Raw genomic sequence first — 21,672 nt, 5'->3', positions numbered from 1 at the left:
ATGGACGTTCATGAGGCGCTCCAGCTCAGGGCGAACAGGGTTTGCCCTGGCAGGTCGAAGCTGACGCGACCGTCCTGACAGTTGAATTTGCCTTCGCGACTGCGGCTGTCGGCACCGAAATACACCAGCGCTCCCTTGGTCAGCGGGCAGGTCGCCCCGGCCAGATCGACACGCTGCAAGCGCGCGCCCTTATTGACGCCCAACAGGCTGCGTTGGTGTTCGGTGGCCATCGCCAGCACGTCGACTTCGAAGGCGTCGTTGTCCAGGCGCATGACGTTTTTCAGCCAGTGCTGCCGGATGAATTGTTGGGCCAGGCCCACCGGTTTGAGCTCGAAACGATCGCCGCCCAGCACCCGCACCATGCCTTTGGGGTAGTTCGGTTCGTCGGCGGCCTGGAACCAGTTGAGCATGTCCAGCAAGCCGTCCTGCGCCGAGTTGATGACCACCGAGGCCCACCACAGCGAAGCGAAATGGGTTTCCTGATCGTAGGGGCTCAGGCTTGAGCCGCTGGACAGGTTGGTCTGGTCCAGCAGCAAGGCCTTGCGTGGCCGGCCCTTGGCATCGAGGCCAACCAGCTCGGCGGCGCGGCGCACGCTGTCGCGGTAGACCCGGGTTGCCAGCAGGTCGCGAACCATCCATTCGTGCCAGGCGAGGGCGTCGATCTGCTCGCCGGACTCAGCCAGCAGGCGCCGTGCCCAGTCGATACCGCGCTTGTCGGCAGCATCGTCGGTGAACGGGCCGTTGACGAAGCGTGAACTGGCGGGCATGGCAATGCGAATGCCGGCCTTGGCGTTGGCCGGATCGCTGCGCACTTGCCGGGCCATGCTGTTGAAGATCGCCTGGTAGTTGGCGTAGCTCGAGTAGTTGAGATTCGGCTCGTCGGCGAACGCGATGTAGTGAGTGCCGCGGCCACCGAGGGCGCGGGTGGCGGTGAGCCAGGCGTCGAGGCCGGCGTTGCTCACGGTGTCGGCGCGCAGATCGGCCTGACGCTGGCTGCCGGCCAACAGCGTGATGTCCTGCGTAATGCCGAAGCGGTTCTGATAGAGCTGGCGGAACGCGTCTTCGTGGTGCGGATTTTGCGCCGTGACGTCGACGAAACTGTAGTAGGAACCCGCCTGAGGCTTGAGGGCGTCGAGCGCCGCGAAACTGGATTGCGGCGGCAGCACGTAGGGCAAATAAATGCCCAGGTTCGGGGTCGGGCCGAGCGTCTCTTTATGCAGGGTCAGCCGGGTCTGGCCTGCGTCCTCGCGCAGCGGCTTGAGTTGCTGCGGGTTCTGGGCGAACAGGTTTGCCGTGCCATCGAGCCAGAACGCGACCTTGCCGCTGCCTTGCAGGCGCAGGCGCCAGACTTGTTCGTCCTGGGTGACGGGCAGTTCGAGCTGATCGAATTGCCAATAGGCGCGATAGGGCTTGAGTATCAGCGACACTTGTTTGTTATCACCCACACGCTGCGCCTGCAGGGCGCCGACGCCACCGTGAAACTTGCCGGCCAGCACGGCGTGTTCCCCCGGTGCGACTTTGAAATACAGCTCATCGCCGCCACGGGTTTCGGCGCTGAAATGCACCTTGGCCGGGGCGAACAATGCCACGGTGCGTTCGTCGTGTTCGACGGTGTAGCGGCGGAAACTGTAGCCCGGAATTTCCAGTCGATAACTGGCGGCACCCGGCGCCAGCGGCCAGCTCTGCTTGCCGCGGGTTTCACTGGCGGCGATCAGGCGATCACCCTTCAGGTTGCCGTTGCCGTCGAGCAGGTACAGGTGTTCTTCGTTGGCATCGGCCTGCCATGCCGGGACCCACTGGATGGTCAACGTGTCGGGGCGATCCGCTTGCAGGTACAGGCTGCCGTCGCGAATGTCGGTCCAGCGCATGGGCGCCGCCTGAGCACTCAAACCAAGGCCCAGGCTCAACAGCAGCACCAGGGGTTTCATGCTGATTTCCGTTGCAGTATCTGAAGCATCGGTGCCACATCGCTGGGCAGGATGATCAGGGTTTGCCAGAAGGGTACGCCGCTCAACCGGCAGTACATCACCAGCAGCGCGACGGTCACCGCCAGGTAGGCGATGGACGATGCCGCCGCAGCACCGACGATGCCATACAGCGGGATCAGCAACAGGTTCAGGGCCAGGTTCAGCAGCGCGCCGAGGCCCACCAGCAGCGAAACCGTGCCGGGTCGATTTTTGCCCAGCAAGTCCAGGCGCAGGATGCTCGCATAGCAAAGACCGAGCAGCCCCGGCAGCAGCGCCAGCAAGGCAGGGTAGGCCGGTTGATAGGCAATGCCGAACAGGGTGACGATCAGCCATTGCCCGATCACGGCCATGGTCAGGCAGGCACCGAGCATCACCGTGGCGGTCAGGCGCAAGGCCAACGGCGTCAGGCGATCCATGCCTTCGTCCTGTTGCAGCAGGCGTTTCATCAGGGGTGTGGTCACCGCTTCCGGGACGATCAGCAGCAACTCGGCGGCAGCGCTGGCCATGGCGTAATGACCCAATGCCGTACTGCCGAGCAAGGCACCGATGAACAGGTAGTCGGAGCGCAGAATGACTTGCTGGAACAACAAATCGGGATGGCTACGGGCGCTGTAGCGCAACAGTTCTTTCTGGCTGGCGCGGTCCCATTGCAACGTCAAGGGTTGCGCACGGTTGAGCCAGACCCAGCCAGCCAGCACCACCAGGCTGATGCCGGCCAGCCAACTGATCAGCGCCGCTTCCAGCGCGGCGTCTTTCCACATCCAGAACAAGGCGATAAACAGCAGCAGTGGCGCCAGCGACTCCACCAGCCGCAAGGCATTGAACGCCACCACACCGCCCGACGCGTTGTGCAAGGTCAGCAGGCCGCTCTTGAGCACGGTCAACGGCACCGCCAGCAGCAACAGCCAGGCGAGCAATCCCAGTTGTGTGGTGATGTCGAGTTCGCTGCCGAACTCGCGGGTCAGCGCCACCACCAGCAACGTCAGCAAACCCGCCAGCAGGCAACCGAATACCAGCACCTGACTCAGCAGCAAACCCATGGGCCGTTGCTTGGCCGCCTGGTAACCCACCGCCGAATTCAGCCCGCCGCTGGTGGCTGCGCTGATCAAGTCGGGCAGGGTACTGAGCAGCGCAAACAGGCCGCGCTCGCTGGGCCCCAGAATCCGCGCCAGCAACACGTTACGCAGCAGGCGCAGGCCGATCATCGCCAGTTTGGTGCCCATGCTCAGGGCCAGGTGTTTGAGGTAGTGGCTGCGACTCATGGCCGGGCTCCGCGGTAGATGCGCCACGACAGCAACTCCGGGTTGCGTGCCGTGCGCTGGCTGATGCCGATCCGTGGTAAGGCCAATGGATCTTCGACGCCACGGTAAATCCCGCTGGCGGTGCCCAGGGCAAACGCAAAGTCGTGGTCGGCCACATGCTCGCGCACCCGCGCATCGTGGTCGCCATTGGGGTAGCAATAGACCGGCAGCGGCCGGATGCAGCCGTTCAACAGTGCATTGCGGCTGCGGCTCAATTCTTCATCCAGGTGTTGATCGTCAAGCTCGGTGAGTAGCGTGTGGCTGGCGCCGTGAGGGCCAAAGCGGATCAACCCGCTGGCTTCCAGCGCGCGCACTTGATGCCAGTCCAGGGCCTGGGGCAACGACTCTTCAGGGCATTGATTGGTGAGCCGGTTCAGTTCGCCCGGCGGCAGGTTTTTCAGGCTTTGCAGAAAATGCAAAAGCGCCAGGCTACGGCGCTGCACATCCAGGTCATCGAGCAGCACCGGTAACGGTCGCCCGATCTGTCGCAGGCATTCAATCAAGTGCGTCCGGGCTTTTTCACCATGGCTGTGCCACAGGGTTTCCCCCAGGCTTTCCCACCAGAAGCGTTGCCGGCTGCCGATGAAATCGGTGGAGAGAAAAATACTCGCCGGCATCTGATACCTTTTCAACAACGGAAAGGCATTCAGCGCGTTGTCGCGCCAGCCATCGTCGAAGGTCAGTGCGACTTTGGGGCGCTCCGACATGGCGGTGCCGGGTTGCAGAATTTCCATCAGCGGCACGCAGTCGAAGTGTTTTTTCAACCAGAGCAGCAGATGGGCAAAGGCCTTCGGCCCCACGCACAGTTCATTTCGATGAGGCAGGTCGGCGGCACGGTCATTGGGCAGCACCCGGTGCAGCATCAGGATCACCCCGGCACCGTGCAGTTGGTGGCGGCCTACCGGCGAGTTGAGATAGAGCCAGCCACTGGTGCGTTTTAATAATTGTCTGATCGCCATGGCGCGGTCCTGTCAACGATTTTGCTCGGGGTTCCACTGCGCGTACCGCTGTCCACGCAGGAACTGCCACAGACCGATACTCATCCCGGCAAGGGTCACCAGAAAGAAGCCGGCGAGGCGAAAGGGTTTGGGCAAACGGTGTTGCACATCCAGCAGGCCGGCGATGGCCACCGCATAACCGAGCAGTTGCGCGATCAGGCTCAGGCGATAGAAGCCATGGACGTTCCACAGCCAGAAGTTGCTCAGCAACAACGGCAGTAACAGGATCGGTGCCAGGCGTCGAATCAGTTTGTGGCTGATCAGCGCAATCGCATACAAGCCATGGCGCCATGGGTTCAACAGTTCCCGGCGCTGGGCCAGGCTCTGCAAACCACCGACGGTGACGCGCAGACGACGGCGCCATTGTTTGTCGATCTCATCGACGCCCTGGTCGATCACCCGGGCTGTGGGCACATAGACAATGCGTTTGTGCGCCACCGGCGCGCAGGTACTGATAAAGAAATCATCGTTGACCTCCGACGGCACGTTCTGGAACAACTCGCGACGCAGGGCGAGCAGGGCGCCGTCGGCGGAGACCATGCAGCCGGTACGATTTTCCACCATGCGCAGCCAACCTTCGTAGTGCCGATAAAGGCTGTCGCCCAGGCTCAGGCCCTGGCCCGCCACCGGGATCAACATGTGCCCGGCGCAGGCCCCGACCTGTGGATCGGCCAGGGGCGCGAGCAATTGGCCGAGGGTGTCGGTCGACCATTGGTTGTCGGCATCGGTGAACACCAGAATCTCGCCCGTGCTCAGGGCAACGGCGGCATTCAAGGTGGCTGCCTTGCCCTGACGGGGCAGGTCGAGCACGCTGATGCGCGGGTCGATGACCTTGCGGGCGCAGGCCACGGTGTCGTCGGTGGAGCCGTCGCTGGCCAGAATGATCTGTAGCGAGCGCGCCTGATAATCCTGGGCGAGCAGGATGCGCAACTTTTCTTCGATGTACTGGGCCTCGTTGTGCGCGGCGATGACGATGCTCACGTTCATCGGCTGTGCCGGCCCATGACGCCGCGCGGGAAATAACGGCGCGAGCAGCGTCAGCAGCAGCGGGTAGCCGAGCCAGGCGTACACCGGCAATAACAGGCACCACCAGAAAATGAATTCAGCCACGGGCGGGTCTCCTGGCATTCCAGCGACAAAGGCTCAGGATGAGCGCGGCACCCGCCAGGTGCAGACGCACCCAATGCAGGCCCCAGAGTTGCAGCATCAGGCGCAGGTCGCGGTGTATCAGGCTCTGGCGCAGACTTTGGGCGAGCGCTGGCAGGCTGGTGACGAACAGCATGAATAGCGCCAGTAGGGGGAAACCGTTGAGCAGGGCGGATAGCGCCATGAAATCCAACACCCAGGCGATGATCGACAGCATCGGGAAACGCAGTAAACGCAGATTCATGCCGTGGCTGCGCAGTAATTGCAGGTGACTGCCCTGACGCCAGAACTCCTTGCCCATCCATTCGCGCCAACTGCTCTCGTAACCCCAATGCAGGGCAACGCTCTGGTTGACGGCCAGCAGGCGTGCGCCAGAGTGGGAAAGGCGCATGGTGAAATCTTTGTCTTCGCCGGTGCGCAGGTTTTCGTTGAAGCCGCCGACCTTGTCGAACCATGGACGACGCATCAACAGGTTGGAACTGGGCAGCCATCGCACTGCTTTCATGGTTTCATCGTTCGGGCGCAACGTGCGGCGTTGCCAGGCATTGGCATACCACGGGGCTTCGGCCGGGGTGTGCAGGTCCAGTCCCAGGACGTCGACCTGAACCGCGTGTTGGATGCTCAACAACAGCGTGAGCCAGTCCTCGGGCATCTCGATATCGGCATCGATGAAGCCCAGCCATTCGCCTGTCGCCATCGCCGCCCCGCGATTGCGCAGGGCGCCGATCAGCAGCCCGGGCAGCACCAGCACCTGCGCCCCGAGCTGGCGAGCGATGTGCGGGCCCTGATCGTTGGAGCCGTTATCGACCACAATCAGCTCGCATTCCATCCCGGCAGCCTGCGCGGCTTTTTTCGCGGCAAGCAAGGTGCGGCCGATGTGTCTGGCCTCGTTGTACATCGGGATGGCAATGCTGATGCGGTTCATGCCCTGGCCTCCGTCGGCGGACGTTCTTCAGCCTTGAGGCGCAACACCCAGGTCAGGGCGAGCATGATCCACAGGTACTTGTGATTCGGTGCGCTGAGGAACATCAAAAACAGTGTCAACGACAGATAACTGATGCCCAGGTGGGTGATCAGGTCGGCCTGTTCCCAATCCCGTCGCAGCATCCAGGCTCGACGGGCGCGGACCAGGTTGTACATCCCAAGGCCGAGCATGCCGACGAACAACAACCCGGCGGGAATCCCCAGTTCACTGAAGATTTCCATGTAGGTGTTGTGAGCACGGCGGTACAAGTCGCCGGGTTTGCGGTTGGCGGAAAACACCTTGGCGTAACCGGAGGTGGCGTAGTGCAGCGGGAAGGTGCCGGGGCCGGAGCCGAGTAACGGGTGTTCACGAATGATCTGGCTGCCGACCACAAGGTATGACGTGCGGCGGCCGAGGGATTCGTCCTGGCTTTTGGCGCCTTCTTTCAAGACGCTCAAGGACTGGATGCGCTTGAGGTAACCGGCCGGCATCGAATAAATCCCCACCGGGATCACGAGCGCAAGGCTGAGCATGGCAAAACCCAAGTGGCGCGGCCGGATGCGTGGCAACTGCGCGCGGTAGTGCCAGGCGCCGATCATCAAGCTCAGGAACAGGACCACCAGCCCGGAACGGGAATCGGTTTTGGTCATGCCGCCCAGCAGCAAAATGCAGCAGCCGCCCCAGAACAATCGGTGCAACAGGTTCGGGCCGCGGATCACCAGCAGCAGGGCCAACGGCACGGCGAAGGCGATCAGCAGGGCAAACGAGTTCGCGTCTTCCAGCAGCCCGGCGGCGCGGCCCTGGTCCTGATACTTGGTGGAGAACATGGCCAGCACAGAGGTTGCGGCGACGCTGAGGGTCACCAGCCGGGCGAACAGATCGAGGTTCAAATCACGGCCAATCAGCAAGGTGATCACAAACAGCACCAGGCCGACGCTCAAATCCCGTAGATGACTTTGGGACATGTCCATGCTGTCGGTATTGATCATACTCAACCCGTACAACACCATGAATCCGATCAGGTAGCGCCAGATGTTGCTGCGCAGGCGCTCGGACGGAATCTGGTGAATGGCCAGTTGCAACATCAGGACCAGTGCCAGTGACGCACCGATGAATTTGGTGCCCGACAGCGCGTTGCCCTTGAAGAAACCTTCGAACGGCACCAGCGCCGCGATGCCCAATAACCCCCAGGCGGGTTTTCGGTAGAGCACACCGACAGCGACCATGCCCAGTACCGCGCCGGGCGCCAGATAGGGGTAAGGGCTGGCCAGCAAACCGAGGCAGACCAGGGCGAGCAGACTGACGATCGAGAGCGGAAAGATCACGCGCGTGCCTCCCGTGCAGTACGGATATAAAGCTGCGACCAGCGTTCGGCCAAGGCCTTCAGGTCGTAACGGTCCTGTTGCGTACGTCTTGCGTTGTCGATCAGTTCGCGAGCCAGTGCCGGCTCACTCAGTAGCGTGTCGAGCTGCCGGGCGAGGGCGACGCTGTCGGTGGGGGGCGCCAGCAGACCGTTGTGCCGATCCTCCAGCACATCGGGAATTCCGCCGACGCTGAACGCCACCACCGGCACTCCGGCCTGCATTGCTTCGAGCAAAATCATCGGCGTGCCCTCGGTGCGCGAGCTGATCACCAGCGCATCGAGTTGCGGCCACCAGCGGTTCATGTCGGTCTGGTAACCCGGCAGGGTGATGCGGTTGTGCAAGCCGGCGGCGGCAATTCGCGCCAGCAGGGTTTCCCGTTCCGGGCCATCGCCGAGCATCACCGCGTCCAGTTGCGGATGTCGCTGACACAGCGCAATCAGCGCATCGAGAAACAGGTCCGGGCCTTTTTCATGGGTCAGCCGACCGACGTAGCCCGCCAGCCAGCGTGGGTGTCTGGCGTTGTGGGGCAGCAAGCCGTTGGCGGTTGGCAGACCATTGGGAATCACTTGCAGCTTCTCCTTCCGAACACTGGCCTTGCGGTGCAGCGCTGCGATGCTTTCGGCCACGCACACCACCCGATTCACCGACGCGGTGCGGCACAGTTGCAGGCTCAGCCAGCCGTAGAAGCGTTGCTTGCGACTGCGCGGGGTGAAACCGTGCTGGGTAATCACCAAAGGCAAGTCGAACAATGTCGCGCCGACCCAGCCAAACACCAGGCCTTTGAAATTGTGCGTATTGATCAGCGGATGTTCAGCCCGCCGATAACGTAAATGACCCAGCAATTGCCCCAGTCCCGCGAAAGCACGGCAATCGACCCCGGCCTCGCGGAACCGGTCGATCAGGGCCGGCGGCGCATCCAGAAACAGCACCTGGTGGTGCCCTGGCGTCGCCAGGCAATGGTCCAGCAACATCCGCTCAGCGCCATAAAAGCCGCCGCTGCTGATCAAATGCATGATCGGCAGCGCGCTGGCGTTGAGCGGCCCGTTCAATGGCGCACCCAATACATGAAGCTAGGCACGGTCCAGTTCTTGTGCGGGTTGTTCGGCAGGACGTCCTGATCGTTGATCACCAACAGCACCGGCAAGCCCAGTTCATGGGTGATTTGCGCTGGATGTTTGAAGCTGTGATCGAAGAACTCACGCACGTAGACGAAGGCAATCGCCAGCAGCAGACCGGTCAGCATGCCGAACGGAATGATCAGCAGCGGTTTGGGAAACGCCACCTCGGTCGGTTCGAACGGCGGGCTGAGCACCCGGGCGTTGGACAAATCGCTGTCCAGCGCGCGGGCGGTGCTGCTTTCGGCAAAGCGCTGGGCGTAGGTGGAGAACGCCGCGTGCAAGGCATTGATCTCGGTATCCATCTGCTGCAACTTGCTCTGCGCCACTTGCAACTGGTGGATACGGTTCTTGAACTCGGCGATGCGCGCGGTTTTCTGGTTGATCACCGAGGTGACAATCGCCAGGTCGCTGGTGCGTTCCTGAATCCGGTTGCTGACGATTTTCAGGAACTGCTGACGGGTGCGGGTAATTTGCTCACGGGCCAGCAGCATCGGTTCGCTGCCCGGCTGGAACACCGCCAGGTCATTCATGTAGCGACTGACTTGAGTCGTCAGCTGCTCACCGATCTGCCGGATCTCCCGGTCTTCGAAGGCAATGTTGTCCACCGTGGTGGTGAAGGTGAAGGGGAAGGTGTAGTCGTTGAGCCGAGAGGTATTGTTGGCCGCCGCCAGCGCGGTTTTCAGGTAGTCGAGCCAGCGCTGGCTTTGCAGCAAGCGATCCTGATACTGGTTCAGGTTCTCTTCCTCGGTGTTGATGGCGTTGAGGCGGAAGGTGATTTCTTCCTTCGGATCGGACGCACCGATCTTTTCGAGCAGCGCCAGTCGAGTGCCTTCCAGGCCATCGAGCCGCACCTGATACTGCTTCTTCTTGGTTTCGTAGAAGCTCTGTGGCAGATCGATCGATTGCAGTTCCTGACGGCTGGCCAGGTAGTTTTGCAACATCGTTGCGACAAACCGGGTGCCTTGGGCCGGATCGCTTGAGCTGTAGATAATGGAGATCACGTTGGAGCCGGGCAGGGTGTCGATCTTCAGGTTATCGATGGCCTCCTGGGTGAAGGTATCCAGGGAGGTGTCCCGCACCGGATCGATTGCAAGCCCGAGCGCGCCGCGCACCGGGTTGATCACGTATTCACGCAAGGGGTTGGTCACGAAACGCTGGATCGGTACGGTCACCAGTTTGTTGAAGGCCCCGGGGTTGGGCGTGTATTCGCCTTTGGCCTGAAGGTCACTGATGGTCTGACGGATCAGGGCCGGCGAGCGCAGGATATTGCTCTCGGTTTCCATATCCGCCAGTGATGGCGGAATGAAAGAGGCGTCGCCTTGGGTCAGGGATGTGGTGGCGTCGCCCTGAGAGAGTTTTTTGGACTGCACGAGCACCTGCGCGGTGATATCGAAGCTCTGTTTGAGCACCAGCGGCAGGAGCAGGGCGATCACTGCAAAGATCAGGAAGATTCGCTTCACCAACCGCTTGTTGGCGAAGAAGATCCTGAAGAACTCATGCAGGTAGTTTTCCTTTGGGTTCATGATGGGTCACCTGAGAGTTAGTTACTGCCGTTGCTGCCTTTGTTGTCGACGCGGTAGGCGAAACTGAAGCCCACCCCCTGAAACAGCACCACGTCCGCCAGTTGCCGTGCGAGCTCACCGGCGCTGGCCAGTTTGGTCTTGGGCACGTAGAGCATGTCGTCCGGTTGCAGGTAAGCAATCTGCGACGCGTCACCGGACAAGGCTTTCTCCACGTCGTAGTGCACAGCCTGCACCTGGTTGCCGTTACGGCGCATGATCACCACCGAGTCGAGCCGGGCCTTGATGCTGGTGCCACGGGCCAGGGTCAACGCTTCGAGCACCGAGACCGGGCGGCGAATCGGGTAGGAGCCCGGCTGCCCGACTTCACCCAGCACATAGATTTCGTTGCCCGACGTGGATTTGAGCATGACGTCGACTGTCATCCGTCCCGGCAATTGCGCGTAGCGTTGATTGAGGAACGTTTCGAGCTGGTTGACGGTCATGCCTTGCAGCGGCACGGAGCCGATTTCCGGAAAACTCGCATAGCCGTCGTTGCCCACGGTGATCTCCCGGCTCATGCCGGTAGCGGGGTGGTTCAAGGCGCTCTTGAGGTTTTGCTCGTTGCTCAGCGGGCTGGTGACCTGCACGGTCAACTGGTTGCGATTGGGCTGGAACAGGGCTTTGCGGTTATAGGCGCGCTGGATTTCCTCCCGGGCCTGGACCGAGGTCATCCCGGCGATTTTCACTGAGGTGTTGGCCCCCGGCAGTTCGATGGTGCCATCGGGCAGCACCAGTTGCGTGCCGTTGAGCTGGCTGGCTGCGGTGAAGTTCAGCGCGACCTGGTCGCCGGACTGAATGCGGTAAGCCTCCGAGCCACTGGTGCTGACGTGGAAGATCACGTCCAGCACGTCCTTGGGCCGCAAGGTCTGTTCGACCTTGGGCATATCGGTGGCCTGGGCGTTGGCCGGCTCGGCCGTGAGGATCTGCACCGGCATGTTCTGGGTTTCACTGGTGCTGGAGCAACCTGCAAGCGGTAGCAACAGCAGGACAAGCACTTTGGCATTCATGACTTCATCCTTCAGGTGGGTGCTTACAGGTTTTTGTAGAGCCATTTGGGCATGTAGTACTTGCGCCGGTTGAAGACGCTGCCCACCAGTTTCGCGCCGGCCTGGGTCAGGCGCTGGGCCGCGGCCTGGGCCACTTCCCAGCGGGTGTCTTCCGCGCGCACCACCATGATCACGCCGTCCACCAAAGTGCTGATGACCAGAGTGTCGACGGCCTCATACACCGCATCGCCGTCGATCACTACGAAGCGATACCGATCGCCCAGTTGCTCGAGCAACGGGCTCAGTTGTTCGCGGGTCAGGTGCTCGGTGCCGCGGATGTGCCGCCCGTTCGGCAGGATGTGGAAGGGCAGGCTGGAGACGGTCACCAGGCAGTCCTGCAGCAGCGGCGGGGAGTCGTTGAACAGCAGATCGCGAAAGCCGCGCTCTTTGCTCAACCCCAGCTGATGCGTGAGGTTGCTCGCCGACTGGCTGGCGTCCACCAGCAGCACTTGGCCGCTGCTCATTGACGCCAATTGGGTGGCCAGCGCCAGGGCACTGGTGGTGGTGCCCGTGCCTGCGTTGGCAGCGGTCAGAAAAAGGATCCGCAGATCCAGGTCGAGCACGGTCGAGGTCAGGTTGGACTCGCTCGGGCTGGCGATGGTCAGGCTGTTATTCGATGAACCGTCCATTTAACTCGCTCCGTGGCCGTTGAACACGATGAAGGGGGTTTTCAACAGAATCTTCAGATCAAGCAACAGGCTCTGCTCGGCGATGTACGTGAGGTCCAACTCAACGCGCTGGTCGAAGTCGATATTGCTGCGCCCGGAGATCTGCCACAGACCGGTCATGCCGGGGTAGATGCTCAGGCGTGCAAGGTGGCTGTCCTTGTAACGACGGGCATTGAACGAGGTGGGTCGTGGACCTACCAGGCGCATGTCGCCGCTCACCACATTGATCAGGTTGGGTAATTCATCGAGGCTGCTGCGCCGCAGGAAGCTGCCGATGGGCGTAATCCGCGGGTCGTTGTCGATCTTGAAGTCGATGGCGTCGGCGCCGTGCTTGTTCAGATGCCGCAGGGACTCCTTGAGCTCCTCGGCGTTGGCCACCATGGTGCGGAACTTGTACATGCCGAACATGCGGCCGCGGTAGCCGGTGCGTTGTTGCACGAACATCACCGGCCCCGGGCTGCTGAACTTGATCGCCAGTGCCAGCCCCAGCAGTACCGGGGAAATCAACAGCAAGATCACCAGTGCACCGAGGCAGGCGAGCACCCGATTGGTGCGCGACAGGGTCCAGGGCCGACCGCCGTTGCGGCCGGTCACCCAGCCGTGACCCTGCACGTGGATCGCCTTGTCGAGGCGCATCCGGTGCTCGGGATCCAGGCGATTATCATGCTGCATGTGATCGAGCAACATGCCTTTTTCATGTCCAGTCATAGAGTCCTCCGCTAAAGCCCGGCCATGAATGGCGAGTGGGCGCTACGCAGTGGGTAGTAGTCACGGAACCAGGCGATGAATCGTCCGAGTCCTTCATCCAGCTCTATCCGTGGCTGGAAACCGGTGGCCAGTGCCAGATCGCTGGCATCGGCGCAGGTGTTGAGCACGTCGCCCGGTTGCAGGGGCAGCAACTCGACGAGGGCCTTTTGCCCCAGGTGCTTTTCCAGCAGTGCCAGGTAGTCCTTGAGCGCTACCGGCTGCTGTCCGCCAATGTTGTAAATGCGCCATGGCGCCATGCTGCTGGCCGGGTCCGGTTGCTCGCGGCTCCAGTCCGGTGCCGGCTGCGGCGCGCGCTCGACCAGGCGGGCGATGCTCTCGATGATGTCGTCGATGTAGGTGAAATCCCGCTGGTGCTGGCCGTAGTTGAACAGCTTCAACGGCTGCCCTTCGGCAATCGCCCGGGCGAACTGGATCGGCGACATGTCGGGCCGGCCCCAGGGGCCGTACACGGTGAAAAAACGCAAACCGGTGCAAGGAATGCCGAACAGATGGCTGTAGCTGTGGGCCATCGACTCGTTGGCTTTTTTGGTCGCGGCGTACAGCGACAACGGATGGTCGACGTTGTCTTTGACTGAATATGGCGTGTGCTGGTTGGCGCCGTACACCGAACTGGACGAGGCATAGATCAAGTGCCTGACCGGGTGGTGACGGCAGCTTTCGAGAATGTTGAGGAACCCGCTCAGATTGCTGTCGAGGTAGGCCCGAGGATTTTCCAGGGAGTAACGCACCCCGGCCTGCGCCGCGAGGTGAATCACCACTTGCGGTTGTTCACACTCAAACAGTGCGTCGAGGGCCTCGGCATCGGCCAGGTCGACTTTCGCGAGGGGGAAATCGCCGACCTGCTCGCGTACCCAATCCACGCGGTCATGTTTGAGTTGCGGGTCGTAGTAGTCATTGAAGTTGTCCAGCCCGCACACCTGATGCCCGTCGCTCAACAGCCGCAACACACAATGGGCACCAATGAAGCCGGCGGCTCCAGTGACGAGTATCTTCATGATCGTGGCGCCTCTGGAGCTGCCAATGCCGCAGCTTGGATGAGGCCGACGCAACACGTACCAAATACGTTCACGTCCATATTGGCGTGCCTCGTAAGACGGTGGATGTAACTGAAATGAGACTGTCAAAAGGGGTATAGCCCAGCCTTGGGAAAGCGTGTCAGCAAAATGACGGGTAGCGCGGGCTGGAAACCCTGATTTCATGGGCTATTTGGTATCAAGTGCTTGCCGTTGCTGGATTTGTCGCGGTTTTGAGGGGTTTCAAGAAAACGATAAACGGTCGAAAGGCTTGTATTACAAGGGTTACAGGCGTTTTGAAGCGTCAGATTTGAGTTAATGTTTTTTTGACGCTTTTGGCAAAAAACCGGCATTTCTTGCGCTTTCATGGCTCGGTGCTAGTGTCAGAAAATGGCTGATAATCATTGGTTTCCATTTGCCAATGGCAGCCATGGAGGTACTGCATCCACCATGATCCGATACTTCAAGGAACTGTTGCTGGTTCTGTATTTACTCAAAAGCTACGACTATTACCTCGATCGTCTCGAGGCATTGGGCATCGGTTTGCCGATGTTGCTGTATGGCGGGATGTTCGTTGTGCTGACGATCGCGCTGTTCATGACCGCCTATATTCGTCAGACACTGGTCCGTCATTTGTTTGCGTTGGCGCTGTTTGGCTCGGCGATTTTCTTTGACGTGTATACGCACGTGACCGCCAGTTACCTGACCTACAGCAGCTTTGTGTCGCTGGTGTATTCCGGTGGGTTCATTCAGGAAGCGGCTTACCAGTACCGCGATGCGATCATCAGTGCGACGGTCAGTGGCTTGTTGCTGCTGTTGGGTATCGGGCTCAAGCCGCGTCGACGGCTACCATTGCCGGGACCGCTGTTGGTGGCGGCACCGGTGCTCGGCGTGCTGCTGCTCAGTGTCGTGCTGTTCGTGCGGGCCGGCGAGGGCGCCCGTGGCTTGCCGATCATGTACACGCCGTTGGCCTATCTGAATCTGTTTACCTATGAAGCGTTGCACAACGTTGTCGGCCCGCGCGAGCCGGTGAGCCTGGCGCGCATCGATCGGCCGGTGGGTTACGACATCGTACTGATCATCGACGAGAGCATTTCCGGTAATTACCTGGACATCAACACGCCATTCGGTGTGCACAGCAACCTCAAGGAAGCACACCCGGGCGTGGACATCTTCAATTACGGCTACGCCGCGTCCATCGCCAATTGCAGCGCCGACACCAACGTCACGTTGCGCTATGGCGGCACCCGTGGCGATTACATGCGGATCAACACCACACTGCCGTCGATCTGGCAGTACGCGAAAAAAGCCGGGCTGCGCACGGTTTACATCGATGCCCAGCGCACGGGCGGCAACTTGCAGAACCTGATGAGCAATGCCGAGAAGCAGGACATCGACGAGTTCGTGCAATTCGACCAGACCAGCGTGCGTGAGCGAGACATGGCTGCCGCGGCCAAGCTGATCGATCTGCTCAACGACGGCATACCGGAGCTGGTGGTGATCAACAAGGTTGGCGCGCATTTCCCGGTACACGACAAATACCCGGACGCGTTTATGGCGTATCGCCCGACCTTGCCTCGGGGGCAGTTTGTCGAGGTGGCGGACACGGGCACGCGCGAGGGTTTCAATGGGCAGCCGAACGATTGGGTGTTGTACCGCAATGCCTACAAAAACACGGTGCTGTGGAATGTCGGCGAGTTCTTCTCACGGGTTTTCGCCCAGGCGGATATGCGTAATGCGCTGATGATCTACACCTCGGACCACGGGCAGGATCTGCATGAGCGCGGTAACCCGGGGCTCAACACCCACTGTGGCAGTGACCCGGTGGAGGAAGAAGGGTTGGTGCCGTTGGTGGTGATCTCGGGCAGCGATTTGAAGACGATGGACTGGCAGGCGCAGTTGCCGGCCAACAAGGACCGCTCCAGTCACTACAACATCTTCCCGACGTTGTTGCAGTTGATGGGCTATGACCTGGCGGGGATCGAGGCGGTGTATGGCAAACCGTTGAGCGTGTCGACGGCGGATGACTTCACTTTCAACTATCGCTTCAATGCGCGGCTCGGCGCTATGCCTGCGTGGAAGTACATCGATCTGAAGAGCATTGTGACGCCGGGGCCGGTGGTGCCGAGTGTGGCGGTGGGGCAGTGAGATTTTGATGAAATGGCCTGGCCTTATCGCGAGCAGGCTCGCGATAAACGATAACGCGGTCCTGCTGCCGTCCGCTATCCTAGGCCCACTGCCTTCAACGAGCCTCCTCTCATGCTTTCGGTCCAGGGCGTCTTCAAAAGCTACGTCACCCCTCAAGGCCCTTTGCCGGTATTACAAGGCGTCGACCTCACGTTGAAGCCCGGCAGCAGCCTGGCGTTGATGGGCGAGTCGGGCAGTGGCAAAAGCACCTTGCTGCACCTGATCGCCGGCCTGGACAAGGTCGATCGCGGCAGCATTCGCAGTGGCGAGCATCGGCTGGAACAGATGAACGAAGGCCAATTGGCCCACTGGCGGCGCACCGAAATCGGCCTGGTGTTTCAGCAGTTCAACCTGATCGGCAGTTTGCGGGTCGAGGACAATCTAGCGTTTCAGGCGCGTCTGGCCGGGCGCCACGATCCGCGCTGGCAAGCGCATCTGGTGCAGCGTCTTGGGTTGGTGGATCTGTTGCAGCGCTATCCGGAACAACTGTCTGGCGGGCAACAGCAACGAGTTGCGCTTGGCAGGGCGCTGGCCTCGCAACCGAAACTGCTGCTGGCCGACGAACCCACCGGCAGCCTCGATGAAGCCACCAGCGATGAGGTGTTGAAGTTGCTGCTGGAGCTGCTCGACGACAGCCCGACGACGTTGTTGATGGTCACCCACAGCCCCAGAGTCGCCGCGCGGCTGTCGGAAAAAGTGGTGCTGCACAATGGCCGTCTGGCTGGCGCGGACGAGCGCTGAAGTGCGGGTTTTTCGCGAGACATTGCGGGCGCTGCTCAGCCATTGGCGGCAACATCCGGTGCAATTTTTCAGTGTGCTGACCGGGCTCTGGCTCGCCACCAGCCTGCTGACCGGCGTGCAAGCGCTGAACAGTCAGGCACGGGAAAGCTACGCGCGGGCCAGTCAGTTGATCGGTGGCGAACCTCAAGCCAGCCTCAGCGCGCCCGGCGGCGGGGTGTTCCCTCAGCAATTGTTTATCGACTTGCGTCGCGCGGGTTGGCCGGTATCACCGGTGTTGCGAGGCCGGGTGACGCTCAAGGGCCATGAAGACCAGCGCTTGCAGTTGATGGGCATTGAACCGGTGTCGCTGCCGGCCGGTTCCGCAGTGGCCGGCCGATCGTTGCCGATCGAGCAGGTCGTCGAGTTCTTCACGGCGCCGGGCAGCACCTGGATTTCGCCGCAGACCTTGCAGGCGTTGGGCTTGCACGAAGGTGAAACACCGACGGCCGAGAGCGGCGTCGCCTTGCCGCCACTGCGTGCCCAACCCGACATGGCCCCCGGTGTGTTGCTGGTGGACATCGGCTTCGCCCAGCAGATTCTGCAATTGCCCGATCAACTGTCACGTCTGTTGCTGCCCAAGGATTTCACCGCGACCCTGCCTGATCAGTTCAAGGGACAACTCCAGCTCATCAGCAGCGGCGAAGAAAACAATCTTGCACGCCTGACCGAGAGCTTCCATCTGAACCTCGACGCCTTGGGCTTTCTGTCGTTCGTGGTTGGCCTGTTCATCGTCCACGCGGCGATCGGCCTGGCGTTGGAGCAACGTCGAGGCTTGCTCAGAACCCTGCGCGCCTGTGGCGTCAGTGCGCGAATGTTGATTGCCGGCCTCGCCGTCGAGCTGGGTGGTCTGGCGTTGATCGGTGGTGTCGCTGGCGTGGTCAGCGGCTACCTGCTGGCCGGCGTGCTGTTGCCGGACGTCGCCGCCAGTTTGCGCGGCTTGTACGGCGCCGAAGTGCCGGGACAGTTGAGCCTCAGCCCGCTATGGTGGTTCAGCGGCATCGGTCTGAGCCTGCTCGGCGCGTTGCTGGCCGGTGCCAACAGTTTGCTGCGAGCGGCGCGTTTGCCGTTGCTGGCGCTGGCCGATCCGCAAGCCTGGCATCAGGCCCACGCGCGCTGGTTGCGGCGCCAGGGTTGGGTCGCGGCGATGGCTGCGCTGATCGCGGTGTTGGCGTTGATGTTCGGCGACAGCCTGAGCAGTGGTTTCGTGCTGATGGCCGCGTTGTTGATCGGCGCCGCACTGGCCTTGCCGGTGGTGTTGAACAGTGTGCTCAACCGGGTGCTGCGGCGCAGTCGCTCGGTGCTCGGCCAATGGTTTGTCGCCGACTGCCGTCAGCAGTTGCCGGCCCTGAGCCTGGCCTTGATGGCGCTGTTATTGGCGCTGGCGGCGAACATCGGTGCCGGCAGCATGACCGCCGGTTTCCGCCAGACCTTCAACAACTGGCTCGAACAACGCCTGACCGCCGAGTTGTATGTCAATCCGCAAAATCCGGCCCAGGCCCGAGAGCTTTACACATGGCTCAAACAACAACCCCAAGTCAGCGCGGTGCTACCCAACTGGCAAGTGTCGATTCAGTTACAGGGCTGGCCGGCGGATGTCTTCGGCGTAATCGATCACCCGACCTATCGCCAGCACTGGCCGTTGCTGGAGGCCTTGGGCGACGACCCTTGGGAACGACTGGCCAAGGACGACGCGCTGATGCTCAGCGAACAGCTGGCCCGGCGGTTGAAGGTGCGCCTGGGTGATCACGTGACCATTGCCACGCCCAACGGTCCATGGTCGCCACGGATCGTCGGGATCTACGCCGACTACGGCAATCCCAAGGGCCATCTGCTGGTCAACATCAATCACCTGCTGCGCGGCTGGCCGCAGCTGACGCCCAGCCGTTTCAACCTGCGCATCGAGCCCGCGTCGATTCCCGTGTTCCTGAACGCGCTGCAAGCGCGCTTCGCCCTGGACGACAGCCGCATCGTCGATCAGGCCCGGCTCAAGGGGTGGTCCACGCAAGTGTTCGAGCGCACCTTCGCCGCCACCGCCGCACTCAACAGCCTGACCCTTTGTGTTGCGGGTGTGGCGCTGTTCATCAGCCTGCTGACCCAGAGCCAGAGTCGCCTCGGACAACTCGCACCGTTGTGGGCGCTGGGCGTGACGCGGCGACAGTTGATGCTGCTCAACCTCGGGCAGACCTGGTTACTCGCGGTGCTGACGTTGGTGCTGGCATTGCCGTTGGGCATCGCATTGGCGTGGTGCCTGGACACGGTGATCAACGTGCAGGCCTTCGGCTGGCGCTTGCCGCTACGGGTGTTTCCGCTGCAACTGTTGCAGTTGATGGGCCTGGCCTTGCTCGCCACGTTGCTCGCGTCGGCGTGGCCGTTGTACTCGCTGTATCGCACGCAACCGGCGGATCTGCTGCGGACGTTTGCTCATGAAGATTAAGATCTGCGTGTTGCTGCTGGCGTTGCTGAGCGGCTGCGACAACACGCCTGCGCCGGAAAAAGGCTTCGCCGGCCTCGGCCATCAGGCCTCCGCATTTACCCCGGTGGTGCCCGGGCGAGAATTCAGTTTCCCGGCGGACCACGGCGCCCACGATGGCTTTCGCATCGAATGGTGGTACGTCACCGCCAACCTCAAGGACGATCAGGGGCGCGAGTTCGGCGCGCAATGGACGCTGTTTCGCAGCGCCTTGAAAGCGACGCCCGAGCAACCTGGCTGGGCCAATCAGACTATCTGGCTGGGCCACGCGGCCGTGACATCCGCCACCGCACACCATGCCGCCGAACGCTATGCCCGAGGCGGTGTCGGCCAGGCCGGAGTGACCCTTAAGCCGTTCAATGCATGGATCGATGACTGGCGTTTCAGCAGTCAGGCCACCGACGAAAACCCGCTGGCAGACCTGCAACTCAGCGCCCGCGACAAGGCGTTCAGCTACCAGCTTCGACTGACGTCAAGCCGGCCATTGGTACTTCAGGGAGACAAAGGCTTCAGCCAGAAATCCGAACAAGGCCAGGCTTCGTACTACTACAGTCAGCCTTTTTTCCAGGCCAGCGGCACCCTCGAAATCGACGGCAAAACCTACACGGTCAACGGCCCGGCCTGGCTCGACCGCGAGTGGAGCAGCCAACCGCTGACCGCCAATCAGACCGGTTGGGACTGGTTCTCCCTGCACCTGGACAGCGGTGAGCAAGTGATGCTCTACCGCATGCGGCAAAAGGACGGCGCGCCATACCTCACCGGTACCTGGATCGACGCTCAGGGGCAGACGCAGTTGCTGCACGCCGACGATATCAGCCTCACACCGCAAGACACCGCCAAGGTCGCCGGGCGTTCGATGCCTGTGCGCTGGTCGATCAACATCCCGGGCAAGCACCTCGAAATCACCATCGATGCCCTTAATCCCAAGGCCTGGATGGACTTGCGCATTCCTTATTGGGAAGGGCCGGTGCGGCTGAGCGGCAGTCATGGGGGGCAGGGGTATCTGGAGATGACCGGGTATTGAGTTGGAGTTCTCGGCGCGACACTATTTGGTGAAATTGAAAGATCTGAAAGCAGGGCAGAGCGTTGTGCTGACCTGTAACGATGTGCTGAAAGTGACCAGCCGGCACCCAAGCTGATCATTACTTGTACGTATTGATTGTTCTTGTGCGGATAGCTGTATAAGAACAATCAATTTTAATGGTCGAACTGGTGATTTTAAGAAGTTTGTAGACGTTGTGTAAGCGGGGCCTTACGAAATATTACGTGCATAAATTTCATGTTTGTATACGAGGACATATCTGCCAAATTCTATTAAAATCCTTCCCGTTCGCCCGGTGTCAGGGCTCTTTACCGGTGCATGGATTGCCAAGGCCATTACACTGGGCGAACACCTTCTTTGGGAGGTGCTGTTTAAAAGTTTCGGATATAAAAATGGGCGACCTTGGGGTCGCCCATTTTTGTTACTTCGTCGAATCAACAAGTGACGGCCAGGATCCTATGTTAAAGGTCAGTTGACTGACAATTGCCTTTGGCTGGATCGAATCCGGTCCGTTTTCTGGATGGCATTTGAGTGATCGCTCGATTAGGGTGTTGCGGATTTCGAAACGGGTCAGGAGACCATTGCATGTCCTCAACAACCGATGCGATCGACACCGACGTTGCAGCCCTCGAACCCGAACTGCCCATGTGGTGGGAAAAAACCGTTGAATATGCGTTTGTTCGAAGGATCTTGCCGGCAACTTCCTGTGCAGCTCCGCTCGCGGGGAGCGCCGAGAAATTTTTTGGTGATCTGATGAATCTCGAGGGTGACGGGAAAGCGCGTCTGATCGAGTTCAAAAGAGAGGAAAGCAATATCAGCGATGAGGTGCTGAAGTATTACGCCAAAGGGAAGGCCAAGGGGAAGGAGTTCCACTCGACATGGCAGCGAGTGTTGGGGGCCGAAGATTGCCCAGGGGCTAAAGGACACTGGTTCGTTTATGGGAAACTTAACAAACAGGAGCCGTCTGAGCTGGATTTGTGGGGGAAACAGTATGGGCCTGAGGCCGCTGAACCTATCGAATTGAAAGCCGACGCTCAACTGGGTTATGTCCCCGCCCACGAATTGCATCGCTACATGCAGTTGTTGGGGAAGGGAAGGATTCGTGGCGGTGACTGGATGTCATCGATGGTTGTTGCAATGTTCAATGGCCGCAATACGGTCATGACCCCACAACAGTTCATCCACAAGTCCTTCGAACTGGACCATACGCTGGGACTCAATCCGCCACTGCATTCGTATGAGTCAGAGCTTGGCCGATAGCGCGGGGCCAATGATTAA

General features: G+C 60.9%; 17 protein-coding genes. 5 read left to right on the top strand and 12 right to left on the bottom strand.

Annotation, left to right across the window (positions count from 1 at the left end; translation table 11 throughout):
* Positions 1–8: 8 nt before the first annotated feature.
* The 12 genes from FFH90_RS19475 to FFH90_RS19420 are packed head-to-tail and all read right to left on the bottom strand — an operon-like array spanning position 9 to position 13,897.
* Positions 9–1,928 carry a hypothetical protein gene (locus FFH90_RS19475; protein ID WP_138867887.1) on the bottom strand — a complete coding sequence of 640 codons (1,920 nt, stop codon included), beginning with the start codon at positions 1,926–1,928 and terminating at the stop codon, positions 9–11.
* Complete coding sequence (locus FFH90_RS19470) at positions 1,925–3,229, bottom strand: oligosaccharide flippase family protein (protein ID WP_138867886.1); 1,305 nt, start codon at positions 3,227–3,229, stop codon at positions 1,925–1,927. Before FFH90_RS19470 ends, FFH90_RS19475 begins: the two co-directional genes overlap by 4 nt.
* Entirely contained in the window at positions 3,226–4,227 is a 1,002-nt protein-coding gene (locus tag FFH90_RS19465; RefSeq protein WP_064618741.1) for a polysaccharide deacetylase family protein, read from the bottom strand. Before FFH90_RS19465 ends, FFH90_RS19470 begins: the two co-directional genes overlap by 4 nt.
* 12 nt (positions 4,228–4,239) lie before the next feature.
* The gene (locus FFH90_RS19460; protein ID WP_064618739.1) at positions 4,240–5,376 is read right to left on the bottom strand and encodes a glycosyltransferase; all 1,137 of its coding nucleotides are present in this window, start codon (positions 5,374–5,376) and stop codon (positions 4,240–4,242) included.
* Positions 5,369–6,337: a glycosyltransferase family 2 protein gene (locus FFH90_RS19455; RefSeq protein WP_018925572.1), complete on the bottom strand. Its 969-nt coding sequence runs from the start codon at positions 6,335–6,337 to the stop codon at positions 5,369–5,371. Before FFH90_RS19455 ends, FFH90_RS19460 begins: the two co-directional genes overlap by 8 nt.
* Positions 6,334–7,701, bottom strand: coding sequence for an O-antigen ligase (locus tag FFH90_RS19450; RefSeq protein WP_138867885.1), 1,368 nt, complete (start codon positions 7,699–7,701; stop codon positions 6,334–6,336). Before FFH90_RS19450 ends, FFH90_RS19455 begins: the two co-directional genes overlap by 4 nt.
* Positions 7,698–8,753: a glycosyltransferase family 4 protein gene (locus tag FFH90_RS19445; RefSeq protein WP_138867991.1), complete on the bottom strand. Its 1,056-nt coding sequence runs from the start codon at positions 8,751–8,753 to the stop codon at positions 7,698–7,700. The genes FFH90_RS19450 and FFH90_RS19445 overlap by 4 nt, the downstream gene beginning before the upstream one ends.
* Before the next feature lie 32 nt (positions 8,754–8,785).
* Positions 8,786–10,381, bottom strand: a complete 1,596-nt coding sequence (locus FFH90_RS19440; protein ID WP_064618735.1) for a Wzz/FepE/Etk N-terminal domain-containing protein — start codon at positions 10,379–10,381, stop codon at positions 8,786–8,788.
* Positions 10,382–10,398: 17 nt separating this feature from the next.
* Positions 10,399–11,427: a polysaccharide biosynthesis/export family protein gene (locus FFH90_RS19435; protein WP_064618733.1), complete on the bottom strand. Its 1,029-nt coding sequence runs from the start codon at positions 11,425–11,427 to the stop codon at positions 10,399–10,401.
* A gap of 23 nt (positions 11,428–11,450) precedes the next feature.
* Complete coding sequence (locus FFH90_RS19430; RefSeq protein ID WP_064618731.1) at positions 11,451–12,095, bottom strand: CpsD/CapB family tyrosine-protein kinase; 645 nt, start codon at positions 12,093–12,095, stop codon at positions 11,451–11,453.
* Complete coding sequence (locus FFH90_RS19425; protein WP_018925578.1) at positions 12,096–12,842, bottom strand: sugar transferase; 747 nt, start codon at positions 12,840–12,842, stop codon at positions 12,096–12,098.
* An 11-nt stretch (positions 12,843–12,853) separates the two neighbouring features.
* A complete protein-coding gene (locus FFH90_RS19420; RefSeq protein WP_018925579.1) occupies positions 12,854–13,897 on the bottom strand; it encodes an NAD-dependent epimerase in 1,044 nt (347 codons plus the stop codon).
* A gap of 468 nt (positions 13,898–14,365) precedes the next feature.
* Here FFH90_RS19420 and FFH90_RS19415 point away from each other — a divergent pair, with 468 nt between their 5' ends.
* The 5 genes from FFH90_RS19415 to FFH90_RS19395 all read left to right on the top strand — a co-directional run bounded on the left by FFH90_RS19415 (position 14,366) and on the right by FFH90_RS19395 (position 21,654).
* Entirely contained in the window at positions 14,366–16,063 is a 1,698-nt protein-coding gene (locus FFH90_RS19415; RefSeq protein WP_138867884.1) for a sulfatase-like hydrolase/transferase, read from the top strand.
* Positions 16,064–16,174: 111 nt separating this feature from the next.
* Entirely contained in the window at positions 16,175–16,843 is a 669-nt protein-coding gene (locus FFH90_RS19410) for an ABC transporter ATP-binding protein (RefSeq protein WP_138867883.1), read from the top strand.
* 1 nt (position 16,844) lies between these two features.
* Complete coding sequence (locus tag FFH90_RS19405) at positions 16,845–19,316, top strand: FtsX-like permease family protein (protein WP_138867990.1); 2,472 nt, start codon at positions 16,845–16,847, stop codon at positions 19,314–19,316.
* Positions 19,306–20,376 (top strand): lipocalin-like domain-containing protein, encoded by a 1,071-nt coding sequence (locus FFH90_RS19400; protein ID WP_138867882.1) that lies wholly within the window; start codon positions 19,306–19,308, stop codon positions 20,374–20,376. Before FFH90_RS19405 ends, FFH90_RS19400 begins: the two co-directional genes overlap by 11 nt.
* A 603-nt stretch (positions 20,377–20,979) precedes the next feature.
* On the top strand, positions 20,980–21,654 hold the full coding sequence (locus FFH90_RS19395) for a hypothetical protein (protein WP_138867881.1): 675 nt from the start codon (positions 20,980–20,982) through the stop codon (positions 21,652–21,654).
* The last annotated feature ends 18 nt before the right edge of the window (positions 21,655–21,672 follow it).

This window comes from Pseudomonas sp. ATCC 43928, assembly GCF_005938665.2.
In the GTDB taxonomy this organism is placed as follows: Bacteria; Pseudomonadota; Gammaproteobacteria; order Pseudomonadales; family Pseudomonadaceae; genus Aquipseudomonas.
Note: the sequence above shows the minus strand (reverse complement) of the source record. Positions and strands in the feature narration are given on the sequence as shown.